Raw genomic sequence first — 242 nt, 5'->3', positions numbered from 1 at the left:
CTGCCAATAAATATTTTACCATCGGGGCGCTGCTGAAATATAAAATCGCTAATGCCCCACACTTTAGCTACTTGCCTAAGCGCTTCAATACCTGTGCCGCTGTGATAAAACGCGGGTGCTATTTTATTTAAATACTCTGCGTTCTCAGGTGTCGAAAACTCAACGCCGAGCTTTGCCAATTCATTGAGCACGGCTTTTATTGTTGCGTGACGAATAGCAAGCGGGGCGGGAAAGCTTAGCGC

Annotated in this window: 1 pseudogene; it reads right to left on the bottom strand. The window is 46.7% G+C overall.

The annotated features are described in order from the left end of the window. A pseudogene (locus AAEZ18_RS19520) lies at positions 1-242 on the bottom strand (hypothetical protein); the annotation flags it as partial.

Source organism: Pseudoalteromonas sp. 19-MNA-CIBAN-0066, assembly GCF_040308705.1.
Classification (GTDB): Bacteria; Pseudomonadota; Gammaproteobacteria; order Enterobacterales; family Alteromonadaceae; genus Pseudoalteromonas; species Pseudoalteromonas nigrifaciens.
This window is presented reverse-complemented; position numbering and strand designations above follow the sequence as displayed.